Source organism: Nonomuraea diastatica (assembly GCF_004349015.1).
In the GTDB taxonomy this organism is placed as follows: Bacteria; Actinomycetota; Actinomycetes; order Streptosporangiales; family Streptosporangiaceae; genus Nonomuraea; species Nonomuraea diastatica.
In genome coordinates this window covers 1-15807 of sequence record NZ_SMKP01000051.1, presented here as the reverse complement: position 1 = coordinate 15807, position 15807 = coordinate 1, and the positions used below count along the sequence as shown (strand labels likewise).

The 15807-nt window shown below is 72.9% G+C and carries 13 protein-coding genes, 1 pseudogene and 1 riboswitch; of the genes and pseudogenes, 10 read left to right on the top strand and 4 right to left on the bottom strand.

Annotated features, from left to right (window positions below; genetic code table 11):
* Positions 1-25: 25 nt before the first annotated feature.
* From E1294_RS19300 to E1294_RS19280, 5 genes are all read left to right on the top strand, one after another.
* A complete protein-coding gene (locus E1294_RS19300) occupies positions 26-1525 on the top strand; it encodes a sensor histidine kinase (RefSeq protein WP_132509984.1) in 1500 nt (499 codons plus the stop codon).
* Positions 1522-2187, top strand: coding sequence for a response regulator (locus E1294_RS19295; RefSeq protein WP_132509982.1), 666 nt, complete (start codon positions 1522-1524; stop codon positions 2185-2187). Before E1294_RS19300 ends, E1294_RS19295 begins: the two co-directional genes overlap by 4 nt.
* A gap of 73 nt (positions 2188-2260) precedes the next feature.
* Positions 2261-4297, top strand: a complete 2037-nt coding sequence (locus tag E1294_RS19290) for an N-acetylneuraminate synthase family protein (RefSeq protein ID WP_132509980.1) — start codon at positions 2261-2263, stop codon at positions 4295-4297.
* Positions 4298-4321: 24 nt separating this feature from the next.
* Positions 4322-5308 (top strand): glycosyltransferase family 2 protein, encoded by a 987-nt coding sequence (locus E1294_RS19285; protein ID WP_132509978.1) that lies wholly within the window; start codon positions 4322-4324, stop codon positions 5306-5308.
* Positions 5305-6549: an alpha-2,8-polysialyltransferase family protein gene (locus tag E1294_RS19280; protein WP_220447825.1), complete on the top strand. Its 1245-nt coding sequence runs from the start codon at positions 5305-5307 to the stop codon at positions 6547-6549. Before E1294_RS19285 ends, E1294_RS19280 begins: the two co-directional genes overlap by 4 nt.
* A gap of 20 nt (positions 6550-6569) precedes the next feature.
* On the opposite strand, the gene E1294_RS19275 is transcribed toward E1294_RS19280, so the two are convergent.
* The gene (locus tag E1294_RS19275) at positions 6570-7784 is read right to left on the bottom strand and encodes a DUF6716 putative glycosyltransferase (protein WP_132509976.1); all 1215 of its coding nucleotides are present in this window, start codon (positions 7782-7784) and stop codon (positions 6570-6572) included.
* Positions 7781-8725 (bottom strand): hypothetical protein, encoded by a 945-nt coding sequence (locus E1294_RS19270; RefSeq protein WP_132509974.1) that lies wholly within the window; start codon positions 8723-8725, stop codon positions 7781-7783. The genes E1294_RS19275 and E1294_RS19270 overlap by 4 nt, the downstream gene beginning before the upstream one ends.
* A 97-nt stretch (positions 8726-8822) precedes the next feature.
* Between E1294_RS19270 and E1294_RS19265 the strand changes: the two genes are divergently transcribed.
* The 4 genes from E1294_RS19265 (at position 8823) to E1294_RS19250 (ending at position 11568) form a co-directional block, all read left to right on the top strand.
* Positions 8823-9644 (top strand): aldo/keto reductase, encoded by an 822-nt coding sequence (locus tag E1294_RS19265; protein WP_132509972.1) that lies wholly within the window; start codon positions 8823-8825, stop codon positions 9642-9644.
* 19 nt (positions 9645-9663) lie between these two features.
* Positions 9664-10374 carry a Gfo/Idh/MocA family protein gene (locus E1294_RS19260; protein ID WP_165977374.1) on the top strand — a complete coding sequence of 237 codons (711 nt, stop codon included), beginning with the start codon at positions 9664-9666 and terminating at the stop codon, positions 10372-10374.
* A gap of 8 nt (positions 10375-10382) precedes the next feature.
* Entirely contained in the window at positions 10383-10616 is a 234-nt protein-coding gene (locus tag E1294_RS19255; protein ID WP_132509968.1) for a hypothetical protein, read from the top strand.
* A gap of 116 nt (positions 10617-10732) precedes the next feature.
* Positions 10733-10869, top strand: a riboswitch (cyclic di-AMP (ydaO/yuaA leader).
* A gap of 12 nt (positions 10870-10881) precedes the next feature.
* On the top strand, positions 10882-11568 hold the full coding sequence (locus E1294_RS19250) for a CHAP domain-containing protein (protein WP_132509966.1): 687 nt from the start codon (positions 10882-10884) through the stop codon (positions 11566-11568).
* Positions 11569-11649: 81 nt separating this feature from the next.
* On the opposite strand, the gene E1294_RS19245 is transcribed toward E1294_RS19250, so the two are convergent.
* A complete protein-coding gene (locus E1294_RS19245) occupies positions 11650-13545 on the bottom strand; it encodes an ABC transporter ATP-binding protein (RefSeq protein ID WP_132509964.1) in 1896 nt (631 codons plus the stop codon).
* Between the two features lie 43 nt (positions 13546-13588).
* A complete protein-coding gene (locus tag E1294_RS19240; RefSeq protein WP_132509962.1) occupies positions 13589-15322 on the bottom strand; it encodes an ATP-binding cassette domain-containing protein in 1734 nt (577 codons plus the stop codon).
* Positions 15323-15527: 205 nt separating this feature from the next.
* On the opposite strand from E1294_RS19240, the pseudogene E1294_RS55905 reads away from it, so the two are divergent.
* Positions 15528-15807: pseudogene (locus E1294_RS55905) on the top strand (hypothetical protein); the annotation flags it as partial.

The following is a 15807-nucleotide window of genomic DNA, read 5'->3' as shown; positions in this document are numbered from 1 at the left end:
TTTCGTTCACGGGGAGGTCGTCGGCATGCGGCACTGGAGCCTGGCGGGGCAGATGCTGGTCCTGCAGCTGCTCGTGGTCGCCGTCACGGTGGCGGGCGGCGGGGCGCTCGCGGTGGTGCAGGCGCACGAGCTGCTCACCGACGAGGCGGCCGGCACGGCCAGGGCCGTGGCGGTCAGCGTGGCGGCCTCGCCCGACGTGCTGGACGCCCTCGACGATCCCGAGCCGTCCGCGCTGCTGCAGCCGTACGCGGAGAGGGTGCGCGGCGCGACCGGCGTCGACTTCATCACGATCATGCGTCCGGACGGCACCCGTCACACCCACCCCGACCCGGCCAGGATCGGCGGGCGTTTCCTCGGGCACACCGAGCGGGCGCTGGCGGGTGAGACGTTCACCGAGACGTACACGGGCACGCTCGGGCCGTCCAAGCGGGCGGTCACCCCCGTCATGGCGGGCGGCCGGGTGCGGGCGCTGGTCAGCGCGGGCATCAGGATCGACAGGATCAGCGCCAGGCTGCGCGACCGGCTCCCCTGGGCCGGGCTCGTCGTGGCGCTGGCGCTCGGCCTGGGCGCGGCGGCAACGTGGCTCGTCACCGCGCGCCTGCGCCGCCAGACGCACGGGCTCGGCCCGGTGGAGCTGGGCCGCATCCACGGGCACCACGACGCCGTGCTGCACGCGGTCAGGGAGGGCCTGCTGCTCGTCGGCAAGGACGGCGCGCTGACGTTGTGCAACGACGCCGCCAGGCAGCTGCTCCGCCTGCCCGCCGACGCCGAGGGCCGGCACATGGCCGAGCTGGGCCTGGCGGACCTGGTGGCCGGCGAGGACGAACGCGTCCACCTGATCGGCGACCGGGTCCTGGCCGTCAACGTCGCCGCCAGCAGGCTCGGCGCGGTGGTGACCGTGCGCGACCACACGGAGCTGCAGGCGCTGGCCGGGCAGCTCGACGCCGAGCGCGGCTTCGCCGACTCCCTCCGCTCGGCCGCGCACGAGGCGGCCAACCGGCTGCACACGGTCATCACGCTGGTGGAGCTGGGCCGTACCGAGGAGGCGGTGGCGCTGGGGACGGCGGAGCTGCGGGCCGCGCAGGAGCTGACCGACCGGGTGGTGGGCGCGGTGCGCGAGCCGGTGCTGGCGGCGCTGCTGCTGGGTAAGAGCGCCGAGGCCGCCGAGCGCGGCGCCGAGCTGGTGATCACCCAGGACAGCGAGCTCGACGATCCCGGTCTGGACCCGCGCGAGCTGGTCACGATCGTGGGCAACCTGATCGACAACGCGATCGAGGCGGCCGGCCGGGTGGAGGTGCATCTGAGCGCGGGTGAGCAGGGGATGCTGATCCGGGTGGCCGACGACGGGCCAGGGCTGACCGGCCAGGAGGCGTTCGTGAAGGGCTGGACGACCAAGGGCGACGGGCGCGGGCTCGGGCTGGCCCTCGTGGGTCAGGCGGTGCGGCGGCTGGGCGGTTCCGTCGAGGTGGCGGGGTCGGTGTTCACCGTGCGCCTGCCCGTGCCGGCGGCGGGGCGGGCGCGGTGATCTCCGTGCTGGTCGTCGAGGACGAGGAGATCACCGCCGAGGCCAACCGCGTCTACGTGGAGCGGGTGCCGGGGTTCGAGGTGGCCGGCGTCGTCAGGTCGGGCGGCGAGGCGCTGCGGTTCCTGCGCGGGCGGCCGGTGGACCTCGTCCTGCTCGACCTGTACCTGCCGGACATGCACGGGCTCGAGGTGGTCAGGGCGGTGCGCGCGGGCGGGCTCATGTGCGACGTGATCGCCGTCACGTCCGCGCGCGACCTGGCCATGGTCCGTTCCTCGGTGGCGCTCGGCATCTCCCAGTACCTGCTCAAGCCGTTCACCTACGCGACACTGCTGGAGAAGCTCACGCGTTACGCCCGGTTCAAGGAGGAGGCCGGCCTGGCCATCGGGCAGGGCGACGTGGACCGCGTCCTGAGCGCCCTCAGGGGCAGCTCGGACCTGCCGAAGGGCCTGGCGAAAGACACGCTCGACGCGGTGGCGGCGCGGCTGCGGCGGCACCCGGAGGGCTTGGCCGCGCAGGCCGTGGCCGACGCCGTCGGGGTGTCCAGGGTGACCGCGCGCCGCTACCTGGAACACCTGGTGGAGCTGGGCGTGGCGGCCCGCGAGCCGCGGTACGGCGGAGTGGGCCGGCCAGAGTTGCTCTACCGGATCCCCATGGAAAGTTAATGACGGTGACGCTGGCCGTTCAACCCGGCCTTCTAACTTCTGGGTGCAATCCGACGTACCGAGGAGACCCACCGTGCGAGTCCTGGCCGTAGTTCCCGCCCGCGGAGGTTCGGCGGGCGTTCCCTTGAAGAACCTCGCCCTGGTCGGGGGCGTCCCCCTGGTCACCCGCGCCGTGCGGGCGTGCCTGCGCGCCGAGCTCGTGGACGAGGTCGTGGTCAGCACCGACCACGCGGGCATCGCCGAGACCGCCAGGCAGGCGGGGGCGACCGTGGTCGACCGGCCCGAGGAACTGAGCGGCTCGACCGCCTCCAGCGAGTCGGCGGTGCTGCACGCGCTCGACGCTCTCGACGCCGACCCCGAGGTCGTGGTGCTCGTCCAGTGCACGAGCGCGTTCATCGACCCCGCCGACCTGTCGGCTGCGGTGCGCAAGGTGCTGGCCGGCCAGGCCGACTCGGTCGTGTCGGGGCTGCCGACACACGAGTTCCTCTGGACGGCCAGCGGCGGGGGCGTCAACCACGACCCCGCCATCAGGCCGCGCCGCCAGGACCGCGAGCCCCAGTTCCGCGAGAACGGCGCCTTCTACGTCATGCGCACCTCCGGCCTGCGCGAGCGCGGCCACCGCTTCTTCGGCGAGGTCGCCGTGCAGCCGGTGCCGCCGCAGCACGCCATCGAGATCGACGACCCCGAGGACCTTGAGCTGGTCCGCGCGCTGGCCCCGTTCCTGGACGAGCCGGAGCCGATCGACGTCGACGCGGTCATCACCGACTTCGACGGCGTGCACACCGACGACCGCGCCTACGTCGACTCGGAAGGCCGGGAGATGGTGCTGGTCAGCCGCTCCGACGGGATGGGCGTGTCGCTGCTGAAGCGGTCGGGTGTGAAGGTGCTGGTGATGTCGACCGAGCGCAACCCGGTGGTGGCCGCCCGCGCCCGCAAGCTGGGCGTGCCCGTGCTGCAGGGGCTCGCCGACAAGCGCACCGTGCTGCGCGACTGGCTCGACATCGAGGGCCTCGACCCGGCCAAGGTCGCCTACGTCGGCAACGACGTCAACGACCTGGGCCCGATGGCCGAGGTCGGCTGGCCCATCGCGACGCCCGACGCGCACCCGCGCGTACGCGCCGCCGCCCGCGTGGTGCTGACCAGGCCCGGCGGGTCGGGGGCGGTGCGCGAGTTGTGCGACCGGGTCGTGGCCGCCCGCCCCGCGGCTCCCGTCGCCGAGGCGAGGACGGAGCGCAGGCTCGGCCCGGTGGAGATCGGTGACGTGCTGGTCGGCGACGGCGAGCCCGTCTACGTGATCGGCGAGATCGGCATCAACCACAACGGCGACCTCGACATCGCCCGCCGCCTCATCGACGTGGCCGCAGACGCGGGCTGCCAGGCGGTCAAGTTCCAGAAACGCACCCCGGCGATCTGCGTGCCCGAAGAGCAGAAGGGCCAGATCCGGCAGACGCCGTGGGGCGAGATGACGTACCTGGAGTACAAGGAGCGGACCGAGTTCGGCCACGACGAGTACCGCCAGATCGCGAAATACTGCGACGAGCGAGGGCTGCACTGGTTCGCCTCCCCATGGGACGTGCCGTCGGTGGAGTTCCTGGAGGAGATGGAGGTCCTGGCGCACAAGGTGGCCTCGGCGAGCGTCGCCGACCACGAGCTGCTGCGCGTCCTGGCCGCCACCGGCAAGCCGGTCATCCTGTCGACCGGCATGTCGACGCTGCCGGAGATCGACCAGGCCGTCGAGATCCTCGGCACCGACAAGCTGATCATGATGCACGCGACGTCCACGTACCCGCTGCCTCCCGAGGAGGCGAACCTGCGCACGATCACCACGCTCAAGGAGCGCTACGGCGTGCCCGTCGGCTACTCCGGGCACGAGCGCGGGCTGCAGATCTCGCTGGCCGCCGTGACGCTCGGCGCGGTCTGCGTGGAGCGGCACATCACGCTCGACAGGACCATGTGGGGCTCCGACCACGCCGCCTCGCTGGAGCCGTCGGGCCTGGAGCACCTCGTACGCGACATCCGCATCATCGAGCAGGCCATGGGCGACGGCGTCAAGCGCGTCTTCCCCGGCGAGGAGGCCCCCAAGGCCCGCCTGCGCCGGGTGACCGTCTGACCATCCCCACCAGGAGATCCGTACGTGATCACTCTCTCCGTAGTCGTGCCCGTGCGGGACGGCGAGCGTTTCATCGCCGACGCGCTCGCCTCGCTCTGCCGTAACGCGCGGCACGACTTCGAGTTCATCGTCGTGGACGACGGGTCCGAGGACGCCACGGGCGACATCGTGGAGGACTTCCTCCTCGACCTGCCCGGGCTGAGCCTGGTGCGCAACCGCGCTCCCGCAGGGCTGGCCGACGCGCGCAACACGGGGCTGTCGGCCGCGTCCGGCCGGTACGTCAGTTTCCTGGACGGCGACGACTGGCTGGCCCCCGGCTACCTGGCGCGGCTCGTCGAGGCCGTCGACGGGCTCGGGTGCGACTTCGTACGCACCGACCACGTCCAGGTCGAGGGCCGCAAGCGGGTCGTGCACCGGGCTCCGCTGGCCGCCCCGAGGGGCGCGGTGCTCGACGCTCGCGGCGCGATCATGCCCGCGGGGGTCCGGACCATGGTGGACTACCCGTACGCGTGGGCCGGGATCTACCGGCGCTCCCTGGGCGACCTGCTGCACTTCCCCGGCTCGCTGCACACCGCCGAGGACCGTCCGTGGATCTGGCGGCTGCACAGGGAGGCCGCCACGTTCGCGGTGGTGTCGCTGGCCGGCGTGTTCTACCGGCGCATGGTGTCCGGGTCGCTGACGCAGGTGGGCGACGAGCGCCAGCTGCACTTCTTCGACGCGTTCGAGCTGGTCTTCAAGGACGTGGAGCCGGAGTTCCTGCCCAAGGCGGTGCGGAACTTCTGCGCGTTGCTGGCCCACCACCTGGACATCGGCGACCGTCTCGCGCCCGAGCTGCGCGCCCGCTTCGAGGAGCGCGGCGCGGAGATGGTGGGCAGGCTGCCCCCGGAGCTGGTGGCGGAGTCGGTGGCCGGGATGGCCTGCGACCGCGAGGCCCTGCTGCGGGCCCTGGTGCCCGGCCTGCCCCCCACCCCGCACAGCCGGGTCCGCCGTGACCGGGAGGAGCCCCAGTGAAGGTCTTCTACGCCTCGACGTTGTTCGGGGCGATGTCGCTGGCCGCCGCCATCGACGACGGCCGGTTCGGCGACGGCCGGCGTGTGCTCGTGGTGTCGAACAACGCGGCCGTGCCCGAGGCGGCGACGCCGCTCGACGGGGCGCCCGGCTTCGCGGCGCTGCGCGGTCGCTTCGACGAGGTCGTCTCGTGGAACGAGCTCATCGCTCCCTTGCATCCGTCCGACTGGCGGGCGCGGGTCATCGAGGTGCCCATGATGGAGCGCCTCATCCGCTCCCGCTGGGGCCTGGACGGGGTCGAGGAGCTGGTGCTGGAGTCGATCGCGGTGCCGCCCGCCCGCACGATCGCGGGGCTGGTGCGCGACTGCCCGATCACCGTCTACTCCGACGGGCTGATGAGCTACGGCCCGACCCGCGATCCGCTGCCCGCCGAGATCTTCCGCCGCGTCGGGCGGCTGCTCCACCTGGACCTCGTGCCGGGGCTGACGCCGCTGCTGCTCAGCGAGTACGGCGTCGCGCCCGAGATCCTGCCCGGCGAGCGCTTCCTCCCGGTGCTGGACGAGGTGGCCGCCACCGCGCCGGGACCGCCCGCCGGGCAGGCGATGATCCTCGGCCAGTACCTGTCGGCGCTGGAGATCGTCACGCCGGAGGAGGAGGCCGCACTGCACGAGACGATGCTGGCGGCGCTGGCCGCCCGCGGCTACACCGGCGTCGTGTTCAAACCGCACCCGGCCGCCGGTCGCCGGCACGCCAGGCTGCTGCGGGCCGCGGCCGAGCCGCTGGGGGTGGACCTGTCGGTGGCCGACGAGAGCGTGCCCGCAGAGGTGTGCTTCGCGGCGCTGCGGCCGGAGCTGGTCGTGGGCTGCTTCTCCACCGGGCTGGTGACCGCGCAGCGCTACTTCGGGCTGAAGGTCGCGTCGTACGGCACCGGCATGGTGCTGGAGCGGCTGACGCCGTACGAGAACAGCAACAGGATCCCGGTCACGATCGTGGACGCGCTGCTGCCCCGGCTGTCGGCGGAGGGCGTGATCGAACGGCCGCCCGCCGTGGACCTGCCCGGCCTCGTACGGACCGTGGGCTACTGCATGCAGGCCGACACCTATCCGGAGCTGCGGCCGGACGGCATCGCGTTCGACGCCCGCTACTTCAAGCGCAGGCGGCTGGAGACGCTGGACCTGGTGGCCCCGCCCGCCAGGTCCAGCGCGCTGACCAGGCTGCGCAGGAAGATCAGATCAGCGATCTGACCTCTCCTCACACGCAGCGTTCACGAGAGGGCCTTCAGATAGCGGCGCATGCGGCGCTTGGCGCGGTAGCCCGCTCGCAACATCGTGGGATGGACCTCCACCCGCAGCCGGGCCTTGCGCCGGGCGGCGGCGTGCTCGGGCCCGTCCAGCAGTGACCGGGCGGGCGCCCCCGGCCGGTCGCTCACCAGCCCGGCCAGCAGCCCCGCCCAGGCGTTGCGCTCCGGCGGGTGGAAGTAGTTGGCCGCGCACCACTCGGCCGAGGCGGTGCGGAAGTCGCCCTTGGCCAGGTCGTCCAGCGTGCCCAGCAGGCCGCTGCCCTCGAACACCAGGTTGATCATCTCGGCGCTGACGCCGAAGTCGCTCAGCACCAGCGAAGGAACGCCCACCGCGATCGCCTCCAGCGCCGCCGTCGAGCTCACCGTGACGAACCCTGCCGCCCGCGTGAGCTGGTCGTGCATCGACCCGGCGGCGAAGGCGAGCCGCCCGGGCTCGCCCATCTCCCGCCACAACCGCTGGTAGTGGTAGCGCTCGTTGTGCGTCTGACGCTCGTCCTCCAGGGCGCGCAGCTTGACCACCACGTCGAGCTCCGGCCGCCGCCCGGCGAGCTCGGCGAGCGCCAGCAGGACGCGCTCGCGCTCCTCGCGCGGGCGCGGCACCTTGGCCTGGGTGGCGAACACGATCCGGTTCCCGCCCCCGGCCACGGCATCGGGACGCAGGAACGGCAGCCTGGCCAGGCCGACCGCCCCTCCCCCGCCGAGCCGGCCGGCGATCTCGCGGAACTCGGCCACCTCCCGTTCGCTGTGCACCACGAACAGGTCGCAGCCGCTGCGGAACACCCACGCCTTCTCCGTGGCCGGCACCGAGATGCCCGGCAGCCCGCTGACGAACACGGGCCTCGGCTTCAGCCCTGCGAACACCTCGGAGACCAGCACGTCCACCACCGGGCCCGTGCAGGCCACGAGGATCACGTCCGGCCGCGTGCGCTCGGCCAGCCTGCGCACCGACCGCGCCGACATCACCGGCGGCGCCTCCCGTCCGCTCCCGTGGCCGCTCACCGGCCCGCTCACCGGCCCACTTGTCGGCCCGATCAGCGCCGCGGCGATCTGCTCGGGCGAGGGCGCGATCGGCGTGCGCACCACCGCCAGCTCCGTCACGCTCCCGGCGGGCAGGTCGCCAAGCAGGCAGGCCGCCCACTTCAGGTACGAGTCGGAGTCGGCAACCGCCAGCACTCTCACCCAGTCACTCCAGTCAAATGCGAGCGCAGGGCGGGTTCCGCCCTGCTGGTCCACCAGTCATCGGGAACGTTCACGGGCTCGATGGCGACACCGCGCGGGCTGAGCAGCACCCGCAGCGAGGTGATCGCCGTCGAGGGGAGGCTGAGGACGCGCTGGCCCGCGTCCAGCCCGCGCAACGTCAGCTCGGCGGGCGCGCCCGCGTCGTGCACGGTGATGCCGGGACGCTCCCTGATCAGCGCCACGTCCACGGGGTCCTCGCGGCGGTGCGGGTAGTAGGCGAGCGGCTCCCGCGCCGCCAGCTCGGTCAGCCAGCGCAGGTAGTGGTCGCGGTGCACGAGGCCGTTCCTGACGAGCGAGGTGCCGAGCACGACCGTGCGCTCGGCCGGCCCTTCCGCGCTGGGCGGCTGGGCGCGCAACCAGGCGAAGTCGTGGCGTACGAGGTCGACACCGGTACGGCGGACGGCGGCGGCGAGCTCGTCGGTCACCGGCAGCGCGGTGAAGACGGAGACGTCGCTCATGCGCAGCCGCAGCGCTGCCGCCAGGCCGAGCGCTGAGCGCAGCACAGTGGGTCTGACGCGGGCCCGCAGCAGCGGCCGCGAAGGCCCGGCGGCCAGCAGCTCCAGCAGCCGGAGCGTGGCCAGACCGTCGTCGACGATGACGATGCGTCCGGTCCTGGAGGTGAGCCAGCGCAGCTGGACCTTGCCGGAGAAGGCGTCGCCGACGGCGTGCAGGCGCCTCGGCATGTTGTCGCGCGGCTCGGCCAGTTCGAGCCCGTCGGGCAGCGCGAGAGCGCGCAGCTCCCGGCGGGTCGCCTTCAGCGGGCGCAGGCCCGCCCGCGGCACGACGGCCGTGGCGGTCCCGAGGAGCCCGGCGTGGTGGGCCTCGACGGCGCACAGCATCTGGAGCGGGGACTCCACCCAGGCCGACGCCTGTTCGACCACTCCAGTCCTCCCAGCCGGGTGATGGCGCGTTCACGACCGCTTCAAGCTAGCCCGGCCGCCTTAAGCGGTCAGAAACGGTGCGTGAACAATGGAGAGCATGAACTCGCTCATGCTCAACACGGACGGCGTGCAGATCCCGCAACTCGGCTTCGGCGTCTGGCAGGTGCCCGCCGGCGAGGCCGAGCAGGTGGTGGCGACGGCGCTGCGGGCCGGCTACCGGCACATCGACACTGCCGCCGCCTACGAGAACGAGGAGGGCGTGGGCCGTGCCGTGCGCGCCTCCGGACTGTCCCGCGAGAAGGTGTTCGTCACCACCAAGCTGCGCAACGCCGACCACGCCCGCGCGGAGGAGGCCTTCGACGAGAGCCTGGCCCGGCTGGGGCTCGACTACGTCGATCTCTATCTCATCCACTGGCCGGTGCCGAAGCAGGACAAGTACGTACAGGCGTGGAAGGCGATCGAGAAGATCTACCGTGACGGGCGGACCAAGGCCATCGGCGTGTCCAACTTCACCGCCGGCACGCTCACCCGCCTCATGAACGAGACCGGCATCACACCCTCCATCAACCAGATCGAGCTCCACCCGTACTTCCAGCAGCGGGAGATGCGGGCCTTCCACGAGGCCAACGGCATCCTCACCGAGGCGTGGAGCCCGCTCGGCCAGGGCAGGGGGCTGCTTGAGGATCCGGCGCTCGCGCTGCTGGCGGACAAACACGGCAAGACCCCCGCGCAGATCGTGCTCCGCTGGCACCTGCAGCTCGGCACCGTCGTCATTCCCAAGTCCGTGACGCCGTCGCGGATCGCCGAGAACATCGGCGTGTTCGACTTCATCCTCGACCCGGAGAGCATGGCCGCCGTCGGCGCGCTCAACAGGGGCCTTCGCATCGGAGGCGACCCTGACACGTTCAACTTGATCTGATGCGTCTAGCATCTTCCGCGTGCGGGATTTCACGTGGGGCATAGCGGCGACGGGCGTCATAGCGCGGACCGTGGGGGCGGCCATCGTGGCCGAGCCCGGGATGCGGGTGGGCGCCGTCGGCTCCAGGAATCCGCAACGGGCGCAGGCCCTGGCGGCCGCGCTGGGCGCGGAGTCGGCGTACGGCTCCTATGAGCGGCTCTGCGCCGACCCGGCGGTGGACGCGATCTACGTGGCGACGCCGCACACCGAGCACCTGCAGGTCGCGGAGGCCGCCATCGCCGCGGGCAAGGCCGTGTTGTGCGAGAAGCCGCTGGCCGCGACCGTGGACGACGCGGAGAAGATGGTACGCCTGGCGCGTGAGGCGGGCGTGTTCCTCATGGAAGCCATGTGGATGCGGTTCAACCCGCTGATCCGCCTCATCGCCGCCGATGCGCGCTTCGGCGACATCCGGTCGGTGCAGGCCAGTTTCGGCTTCGCCATGCCGTACGACCCCGCGCACCGGTTGTGGGCCCCGGAGCTGGGCGGAGGTTCGCTGCTCGACCTGGGGGTCTACCCGTTCGGCCTGGCCCAGCTGCTGCTGGGCATGCCCACCGGCCTGCGCATCACGGGATCCCTGGCGCCGAGCGGAGTTGACGCGGAGGCGGGCGGGGTGTTGCTCTACCCCGGCGGCAGACGGGCTTTCGTGGAAACTCCTTGCTGGGGAATTACCCGAACCAGGCCTGCGTTGTAGGGACACAGATGCGAGCGGACATCCACGCGCCGTTCTGGGCGCCGGAGCGGATCGTCCTCACCGGGCTCTCCATGGAGCCGGAAGAGCATGTGCTCGATCCGGCCGACAACGGATACGCCGGTGAGCTCCGCGAGGTCCGCGCCGCCACGGCCGAGGGCAGGACCGAATCCTCGATCATGCCCCTTGACGAATCCCTTGCCATGGCAGGGCTTCTGGCCGACGCTCGCAGGCAACTCGCCTAGCTGGGCTTTATAGAGTTGTAATCCTCTTGCCGCATGTATTACCTTGTGGGGCATCTTACGGCATACGTCCGGTTTGTCCGGCTATGTCTGACCATCGCACGAAAGATCACAGGATCGTCCTGTGACCGCTGAATCCGCATCGCGCGGAACCGGGGACCCACGTCCTTTGGGGTGAATCGGCACTCTGGTGCCGTAGGGCAGCTTCCACGCCCGAACCCGTCAGCTAACCCGGTAAGCGGCATGGAAGCAAGGAGTTACCCCCTCGATGGCCACGTTCCGTCTTACCGCAATCCCCAAGCGAACCATCACCTGCGCCGCACTCGGCGCCACCATCTTCGCCTCGGCCTTCGGCGTCAACGTCGCCGCGGCCAACGCCGACACCCCGCCCGTGGACAAGGTGGCCGCCGTCTCGCCGGTGACCGACTCCAAGCAGCGCGCGGCCAAGGACACCAAGGTCAACGTGACCGCCTCCCAGGTCCTGGACTTCGCGAAGTCCCAGGTCGGCATCTCCGAGAACGCCGCCGGCGGCGGCACCCCGTACCAGAAGTGGTACGCCGGCTCGCAGCGCGCCGCCGAGACCATCGCCCGCGACGGCGGCAACCGGGCCGCGTACCTGAACGCCGCCTGGTGCGCGATGTTCGTCTCCTGGGTCGGCGAGCAGACCGGCGCCCGCCCGCAGATCGGCTGGGACGCCTACACCGTCGCCCACGCCAAGTGGTTCGCCGCCAACGACCGCTTCGGCACCGAGGCCAAGCCCGGCGCCGTGGTGTTCTTCGCCTGGGACGGCGGCAAGGACATCACCGACATCCAGCACGTCGGCTTCGTCGTGAAGGACAACGGCGACGGCACCCTCTCCACGATCGAGGGCAACACCGGCAACGGCAAGGTCGAGGAGCGCACCCGTCCGAAGTCCCAGGTCGTCGGCTACGGCTACCCCGAGTACGCCGGCTGACCCGGTTGCCGCGCGCGAGCGCGCGTCCCGTGCGGGACGCGCGCTCGCGCGCGTTTCCGCCCGGTCCCCGCGCCCCCCGACCTAGCCGTCCGCCGCCGCTCGCTGGATGGCGTGCAGCTCGGCGTAGCGGCCCTGGCGGGCCATGAGCTCGCCGTGACCGCCCTGCTCGGCGATCCGCCCGCCGTCCAGCACCACGATCAGGTCGGCCATGCGCACCGTCGGGAAGCGGTGGGTGATCAGGAGGGTGATGGCGGCGCGGTGGCGGCGGGCGGCCTGCGCGTACCGGGCGAAGACGGCGCTCTCGGCGGGAGCGTCGAGGGAGGCGGTCGGCTCGTCCAGCACGAGCAGCAGTGGCTCCTCCCGCATCGAGGCGCGCGCCAGCGCCAGTCTCTGCCCCTGCCCGCCGGACAACGTCATGCCGCCCTCGAAGCTGTCGCCCAGCTCGGTGTCCAGGCCCCTGGGCAGCCCGGCCACCACCTCCGTGGCGCCGGCCCGCTCCAGTGCCTGGTCCACGGCGGTGCGGTCGTCCATGCGGGGCAGGTCGCCGATGCCGACGGTCTCGGCGGCGGTGAGCTCGAACGGGACCCAGTCCTGGAACACGGCGCTGATCCGGCTCCGCCAGCGCACGGCCGGCACGTCCCGCAGCGGGACGCCGTCCAGCAGGATCTCACCGCCGGAGGGCTGGTAGAGGCCGCACAGCAGCTTGACCAGGGTGGTCTTGCCCGAGCCGTGCGATCCGACCAGCGCGACGGTCGCGCCGGCGGGCAGGCTCAGGTCGATCCCGCGCAGCACGGGCCGGGTGGTGCCGGGGTAGGTGAACGACACGTTCCGCAGCGTGATGCCCTGCGCGAAGCTCTCAGGCGGCTCCGCCCCGCCGGCAGCGCGGTCCCGGCCGTGATCCCGCCCGTGTTCCCGGCTGTGGTCCCGCCCGCGTTCCCGGGTGTGGCCCTTCGTGGCCGCCCTCGCCCTGGCGTGGGGCGCGTCGTCGTCGGACTCTGCCGAGGCCGGGGTGTGGGTGCGGGCGTAGGCGCGGAGCCAGGCGAGCCGCGCGGCGGCGCGCAGACCGGCGGCCACCGACCCGACGTGGAAGGCCAGCCGGGACGCCTGGGTGACGAGCTGCACCCCGACGGTGGCCACCAGGACCACGTCGCCCGGCGTGGCCCGCCCCTGGGCCGCCAGCCAGGCCGCGCAGCCGAGCGCCGACACGTACCCCGCCAGGAACGTGCCCGACCCGGCGAACGTGAGCAGCGCGGCGCGGACCCCGGCCCGCGACGACCCCGCCGACACCTCCTCCCACCGGTGCGCGGCCATCGCCTCCAGGGCGGGCGCGGCACGGCTGAGCCGTATCTCCTTGGCCGTCCGCGGCGTGGTGACGGACTCGGACAGGTGCTGCTCCAGCCTGGCCGTCTCGGCGGTGCGCTCGGTGGCCGCGTCGACGTGGCGGGCCGCGCGGCCGCGTACCAGCAGCGACGGCAGCACGGCACCGCCCAGCAGCAGCGTCACCAGCGGGTGCACGGCGGCCATCAGCACGACGCCGAGCCCGATCTGCACGGCGTGCTCGGCGACCAGGGCGAGCGCCCACACCGCGAAGTACAGCTGACGGCTCTCGTCGCGCAACGTCGTCAGCTTGTCCAGGTACGCGGGCCGCTCCAAGTGCTCGATGGTGGGCACACCCGAGGTGAGGGTGAGGATCTCCTCCTGCACGGACAGGCCCATGCGTTCGGCCAGCTCCTCCATCAGCGCCAGCTCCGCGCGGCCGAGCGCCACGCCGGTGGCCAGTGCGGCCCCGGCCGCCAGGCCCCACAGGGACGCCTGGGCGCCGTGACCGGCGGTGGCGGTGTCGGTGAGCGCCCGCAGGAAGACGCCGACCAGGCCCTGGCTGACGGCACCCAGGGCGAGGAAGACGGCCATAGCGAGGAAGGCCCGCCGGTCGGTGCGCCAGGCCAGGGTCAGCAGCGTACGGAGGGTCGCGGTCACCGGCCCTCCCCCGCGACCGCGATGGCCTGGAGCCGAGGGCGGGTCACCGGCCTGCTCCCGCGATCAGGGCGGTCTGGAGCCGGTGCCAGCGCGCGTAACGGCCGCCCAGGGCCAGCAGCTCGGCATGACCGCCTTGCTCGGCGACGGCGCCGCCGTCGAGGACGACGATCCGGTCCGCCCGCCGTACGGTGGCGAACCGGTGCGAGGTGAGCACCAAGGTGCGCCCACGCGTGCGGTCCAGCAGCCGCTCGAACACCTCCTGCTCGGCCCGCGCGTCCAGGTGGGCGGTGGGCTCGTCGACGATCAGGATCCGCCGGCCCGCGTCGAGCGCGTACACCGCCCGGGCCAGCGCCACCTTCTGCCACTGCCCTCCGGACAGGTCACGGCCCCCGGTGTACGACCGCGACAGCGGCGTGTCCAGCCCGCGGGGAAGACCCTCCAGCAGGTCGAGCGCGTCGACGGCGGCCAGCGCGGCCAGCACGTCGGCGTCCGTCCCCTCGTACGCGGGCGCGCCCAGGCGGACGTTGTCGCGCAGCGGCAGCGGGTAGCGGGTGAAGTCCTGGAAGACGACGGCGGCGTCCTCGGCGGTGCCGACGGTGCAGCTCTGGGGCGTGTACAGGCCGGTGAGCAGCTTGACCAGGGTGGTCTTGCCCGCGCCGTTCAGCCCGACCACGGCCAGCCGCTCCCCCGGCCGCACCCGCAGGTCGAGCTCCTTGAGCACCGGTTCCGCGCGGCCGGGGTAGGTGAACGTCACCCTGACCATCCCGGGACCCTCACCGTCGCGGGCGGATGGCCCGGTGACCGCCGTCGCGGAGTTCGACGTGCTGGTGGGGGGCGGGTGGAGCAGGCGCATGGCCGCCTCGTAGGGCTTGCTCCCGTGGGCGATCTCGAACAGCTGGTAGCCGCCCGCACCGTACGCGAAGACCAGCAAGGCCGCCAGCACGCTCTGCGCCAGGGCGGCGGCCCCCAGCGCGCCCGCGGCGGTCAACCAGGCCAGCGTCCCGAACGTTCCGGCGGCCCCGGCCAGTTGCAGCCCCAGCACGGCCGCGTACCCGCGCACGACGGCGCGGCGCCCGCGCGCCTGCGGGGTCAGGAACGCGCGCATGGCCGCCACGTACCGGCCGATGAGGAACCCGTCCACGCCGAAGACGCGGATCTCCTTGGCGGCGCCGGGACCGCCGGTGAGCTCGGCCAGGTAGCCGGCCCGGCGCAGGCGCACGACCTGCTCGGGGCTGTCGGCCAGCGACTCCGCACCGCCCGGGCCGACCAGCATCGCGGCGATGCGCCGGTTCTGCGCGATCGACAGGGCCAGCGCGACCGGGGCCAGCCACCACACGTGCGCGGCCAGCACCACGGCGCCGGACAACGCCGACGTCGCCCGGCTCGCCTCGCCGGCCAGCGCCACCGCCGCCATGCCCGCCGTGCGCCCGCGGTGCCCGGTCAACGCCAGCCGCACGTCGGCCTGCACCTGCGGGTTCTCCAGGCGCGCCAGCGGCATGGCCGTCGCGGCGGCCCGGACCCTGGCACGCAGCACGCCGTCGATGCGCCGGGCGGCGGCGGCTCCGGCCGGTTCGCGCAGCGCCGTGCAGAACTCCTGCCCCAGCAGCACGAGCAGCAGGGCGATCACCTGTGACGCGCCGCCGTGGTCGATCAGCCGGCCGAGCGGGATCGTGCTGAGCGGTCCGAGCACCGCCGCGCCCACGCTGAGCGCCCCCAGGGCGAGCAGGCGGCGGGAACCGGCCAGCGGCAGCAGCCGGACGAGCCGGACCGGGCTCACATCAATCCAAAGTAATCACATTGATTTGCCACAGGAACGACCGTAACCCGGCTATACTGGACCAGTCAAACCGATGTGATCACATCGAGAAAAGGGATGGCGTGGCGAACCGGCGCACCCGCGGACCGGGAGCTCAGCACGAGGACGGCGCCGGCAGATCGCCGACGCCGTCCTCGCGATCGTCGCCGACCGCGGCCTCGCCGCCGTGTCGCTGAGCGAGGTGGCGACCCAGGCCGGCATCTCACCCGGCCGCGTCCAGCACTACTTCCCCGCCAAGCGGCAACGAGCAGAGCAGCGCCCGCATCCGGCAGCGGGTCGGCCAGGACCTGGACGTCGCCGAGCCGCGCGCCGTGCTCACCGCCGTGCTCACCGCCGTGCTCACCGCCGTGCTCACCGCCGTGCTCACCGCCGTGCTCACCGCCGTGCTCACCGCCGTGCTCACCGCCGTGCTCACCGCCGTGCTCACCGCCGTGCTCACCGCCGTG